The organism is Lysobacter sp. Root916, assembly GCF_001429785.1.
Taxonomy (GTDB): domain Bacteria; phylum Pseudomonadota; class Gammaproteobacteria; order Xanthomonadales; family Xanthomonadaceae; genus Lysobacter.
Genome location: NZ_LMJF01000012.1, coordinates 518166 through 533458, shown reverse-complemented (window position 1 = coordinate 533458; position 15293 = coordinate 518166). Strand labels below are relative to the sequence as shown.

The window sequence follows — 15293 nt, the reverse complement described above, 5'->3', positions numbered from 1 at the left end:
CGAGACAGCGCAATCGCGGCCCGAACCGCGCCCAGCGCAGCGGATCGCCTAAAATGCGGGCCCGCACCCGAATCCCGCCCGCATGCCCCAGCTTCCCCGCATCGCCGTCCTCGCCTCGGGACGCGGCAGCAACCTGCAGGCGGTGCTGGACGCGATCGCCGACGGCCGGCTGGCCGCCGAGGTGGTTGGGGTGTGTTCCGACAAGCCTGGGGCGGCGGCACTGCAACGGGTGCCGGCCGCGCTGCGCTGGAGCGACGATCCGCGCGGCTATGCCTCGCGCGAGGCCTTCGACGCCGCGCTAGGCGACGCGGTCGCGGCCAGCCGGCCGGACTGGGTGCTGTGCGCGGGTTATCTGCGCATCCTCGGCGCCGATTTCGTCCAACGCTTCCGCGGCCGCCTGCTCAACATCCACCCCTCGCTGCTGCCGCTTCATCGCGGCCTGCGCACGCATGCGCGCGCGATCGAGGCCGGCGACCGCGAACACGGCGCCAGCGTGCACTTCGTGATCCCCGAACTCGACGCCGGCGCGGTGATCGCGCAGGCAGTGGTGCCGATCGCCGACGGCGACGACCCCGAGGCCCTGGCCGCACGCGTACTTTCGGTGGAACACCCGCTGCTGCTGGCCACGCTGCAGCTGGCGGTCGCGGGCCGGATTGCTGAACAGGGCGCAACCGTGACCCTGGATGGTCATCCGCTATTTACCCCCCTGCGTTTAGATTCCGCCGGACACACGCTGCAGCCCTGAACCCGAGCGCGTACGCCCGGTCCAATACGCATACGCGCCCTTCCGCCCTACTCGTCCGTCGACGCCCTCGCGCCCCAAGGACCCCGCTCCCGCCATGAAGTCATCGCTGCCCCTGCTCGCCGCCGTCCTGCTCGGCGCGCTGCTCCCCGGACGCGCCTGCGCGCTGGAGCCGTTCGTGGCCGATTACCAGGTCTACAACAGCGGCAAGGTGCTGGGCGACGCGACCATGCAGGTGGTGCCCTCCGGCAGCCATTGGCGCATCGACCTGGATATCCGCGCCGAGCACGGCATGATGGGCCTGGCCGGCGCGGCCGCGCAGCAGAGCACGGTGTTCGACCTGGTCGGCGACACCTACCGCCCGCTCAGCCAGGCGCTGGTGCGCAAGGTGGTGTTCTCCAAGCGCCAGGTGATCGGCACCTACGACTGGAACAAGCGCAGCGCGCGCTGGACCGGCGACGTCAAGGAAAGCCGGCAAAAGCCCATCGCGCTGCAGGACGGCGACATGAGCGGCCTGCTGATCAATCTGGCCGTCATACGCGACGCCCAGCCCGGCAAGACCCTGGCCTACCGCTTCGTCGATGGCGGCCGCGTGCGCCCGCATCAGTACGTGGTCGCGCAGGAACTGGAAAGCGTGTCGGTCGCCGACATGGGCTACAACGCCATGCGCGTGAACCGGGTCCAAAGCGGCAACGAAGAGACCGTGATCTGGGTCGTGGAAGGCGTTCCGACCCCCGTTCGCATTCTTCAACGCGAAAACGGTCAAGATACCTACGACCTGCGTCTGGTCGAATACCGAGGAGTGAACTGATGGCCCTTACCCCCAAGGTCCCGTCGCCGCGTCTGTCGCCCTGGCTGCTGGCCGGCGCACTGGCGCTGACCAGCCTGCCCGCGCTCGCGATCAAGCCCTTCAGCGCCGACTACACGGCCAGCTACATGGGCATGCAGGGCAACGGCCGCATGACCCTGGCCGCGGCCGGCCCCGGCCGCTGGAAGTACAGCCTGGAAGTCAGCAGCCCGCTGGCCAACCTCAGCCAGTCGACCGTGTTCGAGGAAAAGGGCGGCCAGTGGCGCCCGATCTCGGGCAGCGACTCGAGCAAGGTACTGACCCGCAAGCAGGTCAAGAACGCGAACTACGACTGGAACCGCGGCGTGGCCACCTGGACCGGCGACGTCAAGGAAAACCGCGCCGGCCCGATCCCGCTGCTCGCCGGCGACATGGACGCGCTGCTGATCAACCTGGCCCTGGTGCGCGACGCCGGCGCCGGCAAGCCCATCAGCTACCGCATGGTCGAGGACGGCCGCGTCAAGCAACTGACCTACACCGTGGTCGGCAAGGAAAGCATCGACATCGGCGGCAAGAGCCAGACCGCGACCAAGCTGATCAGCAGCAACGGCGACAAGCAGACCATCGCCTGGGTCGTCGACGGCATGCCGGTGCCCGCGCGCATCCTGCAACGCGACAAGGGCCAGGACGCGATCGATCTGCGCGTGCGCGGCGTGCGCTGAAGTCCGTTCTCTCCCGATGAACGACAACGACAGCCCCGCGATCGCGGGGCTCTTCGTTTTAGGACGCACGAGGTTCGACTGGCCTGTCGATGCCGTCCTCCGCGGCCGGCGCGAATATCCTCACCCCTGCAGCGGGATTTTCGCCTTGCAGGACCACACCCCTTGCCGCCGCCCGAGCTGGGCGTAGCGTCCTCGCATGTAATCGATCTGGGAATCGTCGCCACGCGGCAGCTCGCTGAACACGATATCGCTGGACGGCAAGGGAACCAACACGCCGCGTTGCGCGTCGTAGCGGCCGATCTGGAAGCGCGGCTCGATCGAAGCCTGGCTGGCGGTGTGGTGGCCGTCGGCCAGAACGACTAGCCCGCCGTCCTTGACCGCGCAGGAGGGATCGATGATGGACGTGCCGCAGGATGCGATCAGCTGCAGGTCCAGGCCCGGCACCTCCGGCCCGAGCACGCGGCCCAAGTAGTTCATATCGTTGCGCAGGGTCTGCTGGCCGTGGTCCAGGCCCAACTCCACGCCCAGCATCATTCCGTCCCAGCGAATCAGGTTGTCCAGGCTTTGCTCCGGGTCCAAGGCGTAGCGGCTGGCCAGGCTCTGGTCGGCGTCGGCCAGGCGCGCTGCAGCGGCGTCGTCCAGGCGCGGACGGTACAGCTTTTCCAGCAGCACGTACGGCGGCGATGCATCCATCTGCGCGCGCTGGCCGCGCAGCACAAAGGTGGTGTTGAGCAAGCCCCTTCGCTGCGTTAGCGACGCGCACAGGCTGCCGGCTACCAGCAGCCAGTTCTTGAACAACGGCGTCCCATTAATCGCGCTATACAGGGCTCCGGCCAACTCGTGGCGCAGGGATTCCGGATAGGCGCCGAAACCGGCATCGGTGGCTGCGGTGGCGGCTTGCGTCCCTTTCCGGAACAGGAACTCTGGCGCCAGGAAGACTTTCAAAGTCTGCTCGTCGACCATGCCGTCGAGATTGGCATGGCGCTGCGCCGTCCAATACAGCACGTTGAGCAGACGCTGGGCTCGGGCCTGCAGGTCCGGATCGGGCAATTGCAGCAGCGGTGCGCCGCAGGAGGGAATCGCCTTGCCCGCCGGCGCCGCGTAATAGGTGGGCAGCATCCAGGCGAACGGCAGCAGATGGCTGTAATCGCCACGGCCGGCACCGCCGCGTACGAGCGTATCGAGGTCCATATCGTCTCCGTCAAAAGGCGTGCGTCATACGCCGCGCCGGCCGCATCGAGGCCAGGCGATGGCGTTCCGTGATCGTTCCCCTACCGTAAACGCCGCACCGCTCACCTGAAAGTGCGAGCCTTCGTCGGCATCGGCCCAGGGAGTGTACCTAGCGCGCGAACCCCGCCGCACATCAGCCGGCAGGCGACGCGCAACCGGCATCGCCACCGCCAATTTTGGAGGGCATTGACGATGTGGTGTTGGTGAGCGTGCAAGTAACGGCGGAGGGAAGCGGACGGGAGCCGCAACGCCGTCGCTCAAGGGCGAAAAGAAGGAGTAGGCAGCCGTTGTCGCCCGCCACTGAGAAAGCCCACTCTGCAGCCTGTTTTCGGCCTCTCTAGTCTCCTGTAACACTCTCGAAGTTGCGATCGTCATTGAACTGCAGAACAACCGCTACGCCTCGCGCGCAAACGCCGTAGTAGACGCATTTCGAACTACGAGGCCTTGACTCCGAATGCAGCTCAAAAACTTCGAGCTGGCAGGGCCCCTCGAAGACAGCCGATATCATGTCCATGACCTTGAACGACAAGTGATGCCGCAGATTGAGCAGGTCACCCTGACTTGTCTTCGGAGCATCCCTGACCAGATACGGGCGGAGTGAATGTTCCAGATCCCGCGCCCCTCTTTCCAACCGTATCACCGAGGAAAATCGCAGCTGAGGAAACCAGTGGCAATAGTCCTTGATAGCCCTATCTATGGACTGCCCATCATCGATCCGAACGATGTAGCAGAATGACGAATAGTCGCGCAGCCCTCCATTCATGGCGGCCAATCCCGCGAGAAACCCGTCGAGCCTGGCAACTCCTCGTTCCAGATCTAGTGCGTCTCTAGCGTTCATATCGGACAGAATGCACCGTAAGCACCACCATCGGCAGCTTCAAGTTTAGCCAGTGCCTCATCGTAAAGGCTCCGCGCACGCGGACTCTTTGTGCGCGCGGCGCTTTTCGCAGGGCGGCCAAAGAAAAGGCCCGCATCGAGCGGGCCTCTCATGTTCAAGCGCGGAGCGCTTAACCAATCCGGCGAATCTTCGCCCCCAACTGCGACAATTTCGCCTCAATGTTCTCGTACCCACGATCCAGGTGGTAGATGCGATCGATCGTGGTCTCACCGCTAGCAACCAACCCGGCCAGGATCAGCGAGGCCGAGGCGCGCAGGTCGGTGGCCATGACCGGGGCGCCGCTGAGCTTGGCCACGCCGCGCACCACGGACGTGTGGCCATCGACGCGGATGTCGGCGCCCAGGCGCAGCAGTTCGTTGACGTGCATGAAGCGGTTTTCGAAGATGGTTTCGTTGATCACGCCCGCGCCTTCGGCGATGCAGTTGAGCGCCATGAACTGCGCCTGCATGTCGGTCGGGAACGCCGGGTACGGGGCGGTGGTGAGGTCGACCGAACGCGGGCGGCGGCCCTGCATGTCCAGGGTGATGCGGTCGCCGTCGACTTCGATGACGGCGCCGGCGTCGCGCAGTTTGTCGAGCACCGCATCGAGGGTGTCGGCGCGGCTGCGGGTGGTGGTGACGCGGCCGCCGGTCATCGCGGCGGCGACCAGGAAGGTGCCGGTCTCGATGCGGTCGGGCAGCACGTCGTGGCTGCCGCCGTGCAGGCGTTCGACGCCGTGCACGACGATGCGGCCGCTGCCGGCGTGTTCGATGTTCGCGCCCAGCGCATTAAGGCAGTCGGCCAGGTCGACCACTTCCGGTTCCATCGCGGCGTTTTCGAGCACGCTGGTGCCCTCGGCCAGGACCGCGGCCATGAGCACGTTCTCGGTACCGGTCACGCTGACCACGTCGAAGACGAAGCGCGCGCCCTTGAGGCGGCCGTTGCGATGGGCCTTGATGTAGCCGTTCTCGACCGAGATCTGCGCGCCCAGGGCCTGCAGACCCTTGATGTGCTGGTCGACCGGACGCGAACCGATCGCGCAGCCGCCCGGCAGCGAGACTTCGGCCTCGCCGTACTTGGCCAGCAACGGGCCCAGCACAAGCACCGAGGCGCGCATGGTCTTGACCAGCTCGTAGGGCGCGACGTGGCTGTTGACCGTGGTCGGATCGACGGTGATGGTGGCGCCGTCGGTGACCACGCCGGCGCCGAGCTCGCCCAGCAGCTTGGCGGTGGTGACCACGTCGTGCAGGTGCGGCACGTTGCGGATGGTCACCGGCGCGTCGGCCAGCAAGGTCGCGCACAGAATGGGGAGCACGGCGTTCTTGGCGCCGGAAATCTGGACTTCGCCGTTCAGCGGTTGTCCGCCTTCGACCACGATCTTCTGCATGTTTTTCCGCCAGGAATCGGGAATGGGGAATCGGGAATGGTTAAGAGCGGGCGATAGGATTGAAGGTCGCGGCGAAATCGGAGCGCGACAGGCGCGGCCCGATTCCCGACTCCCTATTCCCGATTCCCGGCCTCTTCGGGGGTCAGGGTCTTGAGCGCGAGGGCGTGGATTTCTCCGCCCATGCGCTCGCCCAGGGTGGCGTAGACCAGACGGTGGCGGGCCAGCGGCAGCTTGCCGCGGAAGGCTTCGGCCACGACGGTGGCTTCGAAATGCACGCCGTCGTCGCCGCGCACGTCGGCGCGGGCGCCGGGCAGGCCCTGTTCGATCAAGGATTGGATGGTTTCGGCGTTCACGTCTGGGGCACAGCCTTGGGGTCGGTCGGAGGACGACGGCACGACGGTCGGCGCGATGCTGCGCGCGGCCCGGCGAGCCGTGGAGGGGTGAGGGTGCCGCTGGCGGCCCGCCTGTCGGAGGTCGAAGCGCGCCCGTCCGGGGCGCCCCTCGCGTCGCCAGCCCGGGACCAGCCCGGACGCGCTCGCGGCGATTCCTGCGCTTGCGCGCGGGTTTCGCCGACGCGGCCAGTCCCTGGCCGCGCTAGCTGGGCGTTTGCGACGCCCGGCTAGACGGGCATTCAGCGGACGAACCGCATAGAATTCACGGATTAGCCTAGCGGAAAGCCCCGCGGTCCGGAATGGCGGCAAGGGAACGGCCCGTCCCACCGACCTGTCGGCCACGCGCCCCGGCGAGCCAGGCCCGCCTGCGCGCCGCGACCCGCCGGCCCCTTTCCGACCCGGAGCGCCCCCGCCGCCCCGCCCCAGAGCGAATGTCCCGATGACGATCTCCCCCCTCAGCGCGGCGCCCGCCCCGCACCCGGTCTCCGACGCCGGCCTGGCCGCCAGCGGCCGGCGCGTGTTCGAGATCGAGGGGCAGGCCCTGGCCGCGGTCGCCGCGCGCATCGACGGCGCCTTCACCGCGGCCTGCCGCTTGATGCTGGAAGCGCGCGGGCGGGTGGTCTGCACCGGCATGGGCAAGTCCGGTCACGTCGCGCGCAAGATCGCCGCCACCCTGGCCTCCACCGGCACCCCGGCCTTCTATGTGCACCCGGGCGAAGCCGGCCACGGCGACCTGGGCATGATCACCGACGCCGATATCGTGCTGGCCCTGTCCTACTCGGGCGAGAGCGACGAAGTGCTGATGCTGCTGCCGGTGCTCAAGCGCCAGGGCAACAAGCTGATCTCGATGACCGGCCGCGCCCAGTCGACCATGGCGCGCGAGTCCGATGTGCACCTGGACGTCAGCGTGCCGGCCGAGGCCTGCCCGCTGGCGCTGGCGCCGACCTCCAGCACCACCGCCTCGCTGGCGATGGGCGACGCGCTCGCGGTCGCCCTGCTGGAAGCGCGCGGCTTCACCGCCGACGATTTCGCCCGCTCGCATCCGGCCGGCGCGCTCGGTCGCCGCCTGCTGCTGCACATCACCGACATCATGCACGCCGGCGACGACGTGCCGCGCATCAAAGCCGACGCCAGCGTGAGCGAGGCGCTGGTGGAAATGAGCCACAAGCGCCTGGGCATGACCGCGGTGGTCGACGACGGCGGACGCCTGCTCGGTCTGTACACCGACGGCGACCTGCGCCGCACCCTCGACGACCCGGGCGTGGACCTGCGTTCGACCCGGATCGTCGAAGTCATGACCCGCGCGCCCAAGACCATCGGCCCCGAGGCCCTGGCGGTGGAAGCCGCGCAGCTCATGGAAACCCACAAGATCAGTGGCCTGCTGGTGGTGGACGCTGAACAACGCGTGGTCGGCGCCCTCAATATTCATGACTTGTTGCGCGCTAGAGTGGTTTAAAGGCTGAGATTGGGGATTCGAGATTCGGGATTCGCCAACCGATCACATTCCACTATGACGCTCGCCCAATCCCGAATCCCAAATCCCGAATCCCTGCTCTGATGCCCTATAGCCACCTCAACGACTACCCCGCCGAAATCCGCGAACGCGCCGCCCGGATCCGGCTGGCCTGCTTCGACGTCGACGGCACCCTGACCGACGGCCGCCTGATCTTCGACAGCGAGGGCCGCGAACTCAAAGCCTTCCACGTCCACGACGGCCAGGGCCTGGTGCTGCTGCGCAAGGCGGGCATCGCGGTGGCCTTCGTGACCGCGCGCGCCAGCACCATCGCCGAGCAGCGCGCGGCCGAACTCGGCCTGGAGGCGCATACCCGCGTCGCCGACAAGCTGGCCTGCGTGCGCGAGATCGCGCAGCGCCTGGGCCTGGGCCTGGACGAGGTCAGCTTCATGGGCGACGACCTGCCCGATCTGCGCGCGATGGCCCACGTCGGCCTCGCGGTCGCGCCCGCCAACGCCCACCCCTGGGTCCGCGAGCGCGTGCACTGGCGCACCGGCGCCCTGGGCGGCTGCGGCGCCGGCCGCGAGCTGTGCGACCTGCTGCTGGCCGCGCAGGGCCACGCCGAGCGCCTGCTGGCGCAGGTGCTGGAATGAGCTGGCGCGGCCTGATCACCGCCTTCCTGGTGCTGGGCGCGCTCGCCAGCGGCTGGGCGCTGTGGTCGCAGCGCAACAAGGACCACGGCGGTCCGGCCGCCGGCGGGCGCTCGGACTACGTGCTCAACGATTTCGAAGTGGTGGTGCTGGACAAACAGGGCAAGGAATCCTTCACCCTGCGCGCGCCCAAGCTGACGCGCGATCCCAACGTCAAGACCATGGACATCGCCACCCCGACCTTCCTGATCCCGCCCACCGGCGAAGCCGGCGGCGGCGCCTGGGAAGTACGCTCCAAGGCCGCCTGGGTCAGCGCCAAGGCCGACGAGGTGCGCCTGCGCGGGGCGGTCAAGGCCGACAGCACCAATGCCGGCGGCAAGCCGATCAGCATCACCTCCGAAGAACTGAACGTGTTCCCCGACACGAACAAGGCGACTTCGGCGGTTCCGGTTAAGGTGGTTCAGCCGGGCACTATAATGACCGGCTCGGGATTGCAGGCCGATCTCGATACCAAGAACGTCAACATCCCCAACGTCAAGGTCCGCTATGAAGCGAAAGCCCGCTAAGCAGGTGCTGTGCCTGATCGTCGCCCTGCTGGCGGCCGCCGCGGCGCATGCGCGTTCTTCGGACCGCAACCAGCCCATGGACGTCGGCGCCGACCACAGCAACTGCTCGGTCGCCAGCGACACCGGCCCCTGCGTGCTCACCGGCAACGTCAAGATCGTCCAGGGCACCCTGGTCATCAACGCCGCCAAGGCCGACATCAAGCGCGCCGACGGCGATATCAGCTACGTCGCCCTGACCGGCTCGCAGGTGACCTTGAAGCAGCAGCTCGACGACGGCTCGCCGTTCAACGGCCGCGCCAACAAGGTCGACTACGACATGCCCAAGGACACCGTGATCCTCACCGGCAACGCCTATGTCGACAAGGCCGGCGACACGATCAAGAGCGAGCGCATCGTCTACAACATGAAGACCGGCCAGATCGAGAGCGGCGGCACCGGCGGCCGCGTGAACCTGCGCCTGCAGCCCAAGGGCAAGCCCGCCGCGCCGGCCAAGGGAGGCCGCTGATGCTGGTCGCCCGCGGCCTGCGCAAGGCCTACCGTTCGCGCGAAGTGGTGCGCGATTTCGGCCTGACGCTGGACGCCGGCGAAGTGGTCGGCCTGCTCGGCCCCAACGGCGCCGGCAAGACCACCTGCTTCTACATGATCGTCGGCCTGGTCCCGGCCGACGCCGGCCAGATCGTGCTGGACGGCAAGGACATCACCAGCGAGCCGATGTACGCGCGCGCCAAGTACGGCGTGGGCTATCTGCCGCAGGAACCCTCGGTGTTCCGCAAGCTCAGCGTGGCCGACAACCTGCGCCTGGTGCTGGAACTGCGCGAGGACCTGGACCGCAACGGCCGCGAGCGCGAGCTGGCCAACCTGATGGACGAGCTGCAGGTGAGCCACGTCGCCGAGCAGATCGGCGCCAGCCTGTCCGGCGGCGAACGCCGCCGCGTCGAAATCGCGCGCGCGCTGGCCGCCAAGCCGCGGCTGATGCTGCTGGACGAGCCCTTCGCCGGCGTCGACCCGATTTCGGTCGGCGAGATCCAGCGAATCGTGCGCCACCTCAAGAATCGCGGCATCGGCGTGCTGATCACCGACCATAACGTGCGCGAGACCTTGGGCATTTGCGACCGGGCGTATATCCTCAACGAAGGCGGCGTGCTCGCGCAGGGGGCTCCGGACGCGCTGCTGGCCAATCCCGACGTCCGTCGCGTATACCTGGGCGAAACCTTCCGCCTGTAACCTTAGCTCGATTGCGCAGGGTTCCAGTCGGCGTTTCCGCCACATTCTGGAACACGCGTGCGGCCGTCCGCCCTATCAGGTCGCGTTAGACACCGAGCATGAAGCCCCGCCTCCAAGCCTCGCTAGGTCAACAGCTGGTGATGACGCCGCAATTGCGTCAGGCCATCCGTCTGTTGCAGCTATCGGCGGTGGAACTGGAAGCCGAACTGGTCACCGCGGTGGAGAGCAATCCGCTGCTGGACTGGACCGAGACCGCGATCAGCGTCAGCAACGGCGCCGACGGCGGCAGCGTCGGCGACGAGCGCGAGAGCGCGCCGGAGTCCTCCGGCGAGGACCACCGCGACGCCCTGCCGCCGGAGGCCGATTGGGGCACCAGCGACGGCGAGCCCTGGTACCAGCGCATCGGCCCCTCCGATCAGGACGACGACGGCCCGGTCGCCGAACAGGTCGCCGACGCCGACACCCTGCACGACCACCTGCTGTGGCAGCTGCACCTGAGCCCGCTGACCGCGCGCGACCGCCTGATCGGGGTATCCCTGATCGAGGCCATCGATGACGACGGCTACCTGCGCGAGCCGCTGGACGCGATCGCCGCCTCGCTGGGCCCGGCGATCGACGCCGGCGTGGACGAGCTGACCACGGTGCTGCACCAGATCCAGCGCTACGACCCAGTCGGGGTCGGCGCGCGCTCGCTGGGCGAGTGCCTGCGCCTGCAGCTGAGCCAGCTGCCCGCCGAGACGCCCGGACGCGAGCTCGCCAACAGCCTGGCCAACGGGCCGCTGGAGCGCCTGCCCAAGGTCGGCGTGGCCGGGCTGGCGGCCGAACTCAAGCTCGAGGTCGCCGAGGTCGAGACCGCGGTGCAACTGCTGCGCTCGCTGGACCCGCGCCCGGGCGCCCAGATCGGCGCGATCGCGGCCGACACCTATGTCGCTCCCGACGTGGTGATCTGGCGCCAGCACGGGCTGTGGCGGGTCGCCCTGGCCGACGGCATGCGCCCACGGGTGTCGATCCACCGCGGCTACGAGGGCATGATCCGCCACGCCAGCGCGGCCGACGCCAGTTATCTGCGCGGCCACCTGCAGGAGGCGCGCTGGCTGCTCAAGAGCCTGGAAGCGCGCGGCGACACCCTGCTCAAGGTCACCCGCTGCCTGCTCAAGCAGCAGGCCGCGTTCCTGGAATTCGGCGACAGCGCCCTGCGCCCGCTGACCCTGCGCGAGGTCGCCAACGAGATCGGCCTGCACGAATCCACGGTCTCGCGCGCGATCTCGCGCAAGTACGCGCGCACCCCGCGCGGCACCGTGCCGCTGCGCGCCTTCTTCGCCTCCGGCATCGACACCGGTTCCGGCGGCGAGGCCTCCAGCACCGCGATCCAGGCCATGATCCGGCGCCTGATCGAGGCCGAGAACCCGCGCAAGCCGCTGTCCGACGCGCGCCTGGCCGAAACCCTCAAGGCCACCGGCGTGCCGGTGGCGCGCCGTACGGTAGCCAAGTACCGCGAGGCGATGAGCATCCCGTCGTCGCAGGATCGGGTGCGGATGGCCTGAGGGCCAGGTTGTGGCTTGGGCCTAGCCCGAAGCCCCTCAGGCCGCCCTCATCCGCCCTTCGGGCACCTTCTCCCGCAGGCGGGAGAAGGGAGATCAAGTGCGCGTCGCTTTAGCCCCTCTCCCGCTTGCGGGAGAGGGGTTGGGGTGAGGGCGCGCCGCAGGCCGCAAGCTCCCACCTCACCCGTCGCCCTCATCCGCCCTTCGGGCACCTTCTCCCGCAGGCGGGAGAAGGGAGATCAAGTGCRCCTCGCYTTAGCCCCTCTCCCGCTCGCGGGAGAGGTGTTGGGGTGAGGGCGCGCCGCAGGCCGCAAGCTCCCACCTCACCCGTCGCCCTCATCCGCCCTTCGGGCACCTTCTCCCGCAGGCGGGAGAAGGGAGATCAAGTGCGCCTCGCCTTAGCCCCTCTCCCGCTCGCGGGAGAGGGGTTGGGGTGAGGGCGCACCGCAGGCCGCAAGCTCCCGCCTCGCCCGTCGCCCTCATCCGCCCTTCGGGCACCTTCTCCCGCAGGCGGGAGAAGGGAGATCAAGAGCACCTCGCTGTAGCCCCTCTCCCGCTCGCGGGAGAGGGGTTGGGGTGAGGGCGCGCCGCAAGCCGCAAGCTCCCACCTCACTCGTCACCCTCATCCGCCCTTCGGGCACCTTCTCCCGCAGGCGGGAGAAGGAAGATCAAGTGCGCCTCACCTCACCCCTCTCTCGCAGGCGGGAGAAGGGAGATCAAGCGCGCCTCGCTTTGGCCCCTCTCCCGCTCGCGCGTGGAGCATCGCCGCCGCGCGTGGAACATTTTCGCAGCGATTTATTAACTTCGTTTTCACCCGCCCACCCGACTTTGGTCGCAGTCCACGCGAAACCCCCATCGGATCAACGCTTTTCACCCCAGCCGCCAGATTTCGTGTCGTCCACCCCTTGCGCCCACGCCTCAGCGTGCGATGCTGGGTTCGTGGCTCCGGCTACGGAGCCGCATTCCCTGCAACGTGTAAGGAGGCCTCCGATGCGTATCGAAACCCACAGCCAGCAGATCGAAGTCACCACCGCCCTGCGTGACTACGTCGAAACCAAGCTGGCGCGGCTGCAACGTCATTACGAACAGCCTTTCGACATCCGCACCCAACTCAGCCTCGACAAGCCCGACCATCGCGCCGAAGCGACCGTGAACCTCGCCGGCCGCACCCTCCACTGCGACGCCGCCGCCGTCGACATGTACGCGGCCATCGACCTGCTGGCCGACAAGCTGGACCGCCTGCTGATGAAGCACAAGAGCAAGCTCGTCGACCATCACCGCGGAGAAAGTCTCGCCCGGAACGGCGAATTCGGCTGATCGTTCGGGGATAATGCGGCGCCTCCCGACGCTGTGTTGAACGATGCCGCTTCATGAACTGCTGAGCGCGCAACGGGTCGCGATCCTGGAGGAATCCGGCGATCGCGACGCCGTTTTGGACGCCGCCGCGCGCCTGCTGGGCGACGGCACGCCGGCGGCGATCCGCGCCATCGGCGACAGCCTGCGCGAACGCGAACGCCTGGCCAGCACCGCCATCGGCCACGGCGTGGCCATTCCGCACGGGCGCAGCGCCCTGTTCGACGACAGCCGCGGCGCCTTCCTGCGCCTCGAACAACCGGTAGACTTCGGCGCCGCCGACGGTGAAAAAGTCGATCTGGTGCTCGCCATGACCGTGCCCGAACATTACGTGCAACAGCATCTGCAGCTGCTGGCCGAACTGGCCGAACGCTTCGGCGACGCCGATTTCCGCGCCGCCCTGCGCGGCGCGGCCGACGTCGACGAACTCGGCTGGCGCCTGCTCGGCGGCACCGCCCTGCGCAGCGGAGCGCGCGCATGACCACCAGCATCAGCGCCGGCGAGCTGTTCGAGCAGCAGCGCGAACGCCTGGACCTGCGCTGGCTGGCCGGCCAGCGCGGCGACGACCGCGTGGTCGCGGCGGTGGAAACGGTCGCCCGGCGCCCGTCCCTGGCCGGCTACCTCAACGCGATCTATCCCAACAAGGTGCAGATCCTGGGCAGCGAGGAACTGTCCTGGCTGGATGGGCTGGACTCGCGCCTGCGTTGGGAAACCATCGAGAAGATCATCCAGTTCCGCCCGTTGGCGCTGGTGATCAGCAAGAACCAGGCCTGCCCCGAGGACCTGCGCCAGGCCGCCGAGGAAAGCGGCACCGCGCTGTGGGTCTCGCCGCGTCGCGGCCACGAACTGCTCAACCACCTGCAGTACCACCTCGCGCGCACGCTCGCGCCGCGCATCACCATGCACGGCGTGTTCATGGAGATCTATTCGATCGGCGTGCTGATCACCGGCGAATCCGGCTCGGGCAAGAGCGAGCTAGCGCTGGAGCTGGTCACCCGCGGCCACCGCCTGGTCGCCGACGACGCGCCCGAGTTCACCCAGATCGCGCCCGACGTGCTCGACGGCACCTGCCCGGAAATGCTGCAGGACCTGCTGGAAGTGCGCGGCCTGGGCGTGCTCAACATTCGCCAGATGTTCGGCGACACCGCGGTCAAGAACAACAAGTACCTGCGCCTGATCGTGCACCTGACCAAGCCCATGACCGAGCCGCTGCCTTCGGGCATCGAACGCCTCACCGGCGACACCGGCCTGCGCCGGGTGCTGGATCTGGACGTGCCCATGATCACCCTGCCGGTGATGCCCGGCCGCAACCTGGCGGTGCTCACCGAGGCCGCGACGCGTCTGCACAGCCTGCGCATGAAGGGGCTGGATCCGGCCGCGGCCTTCATCGCGCGCCACAGCAATTTCCTCGAGCGCGGCGAATCATGAATCAGAGCGTGGAACCGGTCCTGATCATCGTCAGCGGCCTATCCGGATCGGGCAAGTCGGTGGCCCTGCACACCTTCGAGGACCTGGGCTACTACTGCGTCGACAACCTGCCGGCCGAGCTGCTGCCCGAGTTCGTGCGCAGCGTGGTCCAGGCCGACGACGGCGCGCCGGCCAAGCTCGCGGTCAGCATCGACGTGCGCAACCGCCATAGCGACCTGGCCAATATCCCGGGTTGGCTATCGACCGTGGGCGCACTGGGCGTGGACCCCAAGCTGGTGTTCTTCGACGCGCGCGACGAGGTCCTGCTCAAGCGCTACGCCGACACCCGCCGCCGCCATCCGCTCAGCCAGCTCGGCCTGGCCCTGGCCGACGCGATCGCGCTGGAACACCAGGTGCTGCGCCCGCTGCGTCAGATCGCCGACGCAGTGGTCGACACCAGCGACCTCAACGTGCATCAGCTGCGCCGGTACGTGATCACCGAGTTCGGCATGGGCGGCGAGACCGGGATGTCGTTGCTGTTCGAGTCCTTCGCCTACCGCCGCGGCGTGCCCGCCGACGCCGATTTCGTGTTCGATGCGCGCGCGCTGCCCAACCCGCATTGGGACCCCTCGCTGCGCCCGCTGTCGGGCCGCGACGCGGGCGTGCGCGACTACCTGCAGGCGCAGCCCTATGTGCAGCAGTTCGTAGGCCAGATCGGCGAATTCCTGGACACCTGGCTGCCGCGCCTGCAGGCCGACAGCACGCGCAGTTACGCGACCATCGCCTTCGGCTGCACCGGCGGCCGCCATCGCTCGGTCTATCTGGCCGAGCGTCTGGCCGAGCATGCGCGCGAACGCGGCTGGAACGAAGTCGCCGTGCACCATCGCGAGCTGGACTGAGCGCGCGGTCGCGACTTCCGCCTGTCGCATCCATCGCCGCGTCGTGGCGGCGAATCGCCGCCG

At 68.3% G+C, this 15293-nt stretch carries 16 protein-coding genes; 13 read left to right on the top strand and 3 right to left on the bottom strand.

Features of this window, described 5'->3' with window-relative positions:
- The first annotated feature begins 82 nt into the window (after nt 1–82).
- The 3 genes from purN to ASE35_RS11955 all read left to right on the top strand — a co-directional run bounded on the left by purN (nt 83) and on the right by ASE35_RS11955 (nt 2251).
- On the top strand, nt 83–745 hold the full coding sequence (purN, locus tag ASE35_RS11965; protein ID WP_057163937.1) for a phosphoribosylglycinamide formyltransferase: 663 nt from the start codon (nt 83–85) through the stop codon (nt 743–745).
- A 94-nt stretch (nt 746–839) separates the two neighbouring features.
- Entirely contained in the window at nt 840–1553 is a 714-nt protein-coding gene (locus ASE35_RS11960; RefSeq protein ID WP_082611237.1) for a DUF3108 domain-containing protein, read from the top strand.
- Nucleotides 1553–2251: a DUF3108 domain-containing protein gene (locus ASE35_RS11955; protein WP_057163936.1), complete on the top strand. Its 699-nt coding sequence runs from the start codon at nt 1553–1555 to the stop codon at nt 2249–2251. The genes ASE35_RS11960 and ASE35_RS11955 overlap by 1 nt, the downstream gene beginning before the upstream one ends.
- Before the next feature lie 120 nt (nt 2252–2371).
- Here the strand turns inward: ASE35_RS11955 and ASE35_RS11950 are convergent, their stop codons facing one another.
- The 3 genes from ASE35_RS11950 to ASE35_RS11940 form a co-directional block, all read right to left on the bottom strand.
- Nucleotides 2372–3442, bottom strand: a complete 1071-nt coding sequence (locus tag ASE35_RS11950; RefSeq protein WP_057163935.1) for a hypothetical protein — start codon at nt 3440–3442, stop codon at nt 2372–2374.
- Between the two features lie 1046 nt (nt 3443–4488).
- Entirely contained in the window at nt 4489–5745 is a 1257-nt protein-coding gene (gene murA, locus ASE35_RS11945; RefSeq protein ID WP_057163934.1) for a UDP-N-acetylglucosamine 1-carboxyvinyltransferase, read from the bottom strand.
- A gap of 113 nt (nt 5746–5858) precedes the next feature.
- Nucleotides 5859–6098, bottom strand: a complete 240-nt coding sequence (locus ASE35_RS11940) for a BolA/IbaG family iron-sulfur metabolism protein (protein ID WP_056182837.1) — start codon at nt 6096–6098, stop codon at nt 5859–5861.
- Nucleotides 6099–6576: 478 nt separating this feature from the next.
- On the opposite strand from ASE35_RS11940, the gene ASE35_RS11935 reads away from it, so the two are divergent.
- The 10 genes from ASE35_RS11935 (at nt 6577) to rapZ (ending at nt 15230) form a co-directional block, all read left to right on the top strand.
- The gene (locus ASE35_RS11935) at nt 6577–7593 is read left to right on the top strand and encodes a KpsF/GutQ family sugar-phosphate isomerase (RefSeq protein WP_056182834.1); all 1017 of its coding nucleotides are present in this window, start codon (nt 6577–6579) and stop codon (nt 7591–7593) included.
- A 101-nt stretch (nt 7594–7694) separates the two neighbouring features.
- Nucleotides 7695–8243 carry an HAD hydrolase family protein gene (locus ASE35_RS11930; RefSeq protein WP_057163933.1) on the top strand — a complete coding sequence of 183 codons (549 nt, stop codon included), beginning with the start codon at nt 7695–7697 and terminating at the stop codon, nt 8241–8243.
- On the top strand, nt 8240–8806 hold the full coding sequence (lptC, locus tag ASE35_RS11925; RefSeq protein ID WP_057160023.1) for an LPS export ABC transporter periplasmic protein LptC: 567 nt from the start codon (nt 8240–8242) through the stop codon (nt 8804–8806). The genes ASE35_RS11930 and lptC overlap by 4 nt, the downstream gene beginning before the upstream one ends.
- Nucleotides 8787–9311, top strand: coding sequence for a lipopolysaccharide transport periplasmic protein LptA (gene lptA / locus ASE35_RS11920; RefSeq protein ID WP_056182824.1), 525 nt, complete (start codon nt 8787–8789; stop codon nt 9309–9311). The genes lptC and lptA overlap by 20 nt, the downstream gene beginning before the upstream one ends.
- Nucleotides 9311–10030 (top strand): LPS export ABC transporter ATP-binding protein, encoded by a 720-nt coding sequence (gene lptB, locus ASE35_RS11915; protein ID WP_056182821.1) that lies wholly within the window; start codon nt 9311–9313, stop codon nt 10028–10030. The genes lptA and lptB overlap by 1 nt, the downstream gene beginning before the upstream one ends.
- A 98-nt stretch (nt 10031–10128) precedes the next feature.
- On the top strand, nt 10129–11574 hold the full coding sequence (locus ASE35_RS11910) for an RNA polymerase factor sigma-54 (protein WP_056182818.1): 1446 nt from the start codon (nt 10129–10131) through the stop codon (nt 11572–11574).
- 987 nt (nt 11575–12561) lie between these two features.
- Entirely contained in the window at nt 12562–12888 is a 327-nt protein-coding gene (raiA, locus tag ASE35_RS11905; RefSeq protein ID WP_056182815.1) for a ribosome-associated translation inhibitor RaiA, read from the top strand.
- 43 nt (nt 12889–12931) lie between these two features.
- The gene (locus ASE35_RS11900; protein ID WP_057163932.1) at nt 12932–13405 is read left to right on the top strand and encodes a PTS sugar transporter subunit IIA; all 474 of its coding nucleotides are present in this window, start codon (nt 12932–12934) and stop codon (nt 13403–13405) included.
- Nucleotides 13402–14352, top strand: a complete 951-nt coding sequence (hprK, locus tag ASE35_RS11895) for an HPr(Ser) kinase/phosphatase (protein ID WP_056182810.1) — start codon at nt 13402–13404, stop codon at nt 14350–14352. The genes ASE35_RS11900 and hprK overlap by 4 nt, the downstream gene beginning before the upstream one ends.
- Entirely contained in the window at nt 14349–15230 is an 882-nt protein-coding gene (gene rapZ / locus ASE35_RS11890) for an RNase adapter RapZ (RefSeq protein WP_057161764.1), read from the top strand. Before hprK ends, rapZ begins: the two co-directional genes overlap by 4 nt.
- The last annotated feature ends 63 nt before the right edge of the window (nt 15231–15293 follow it).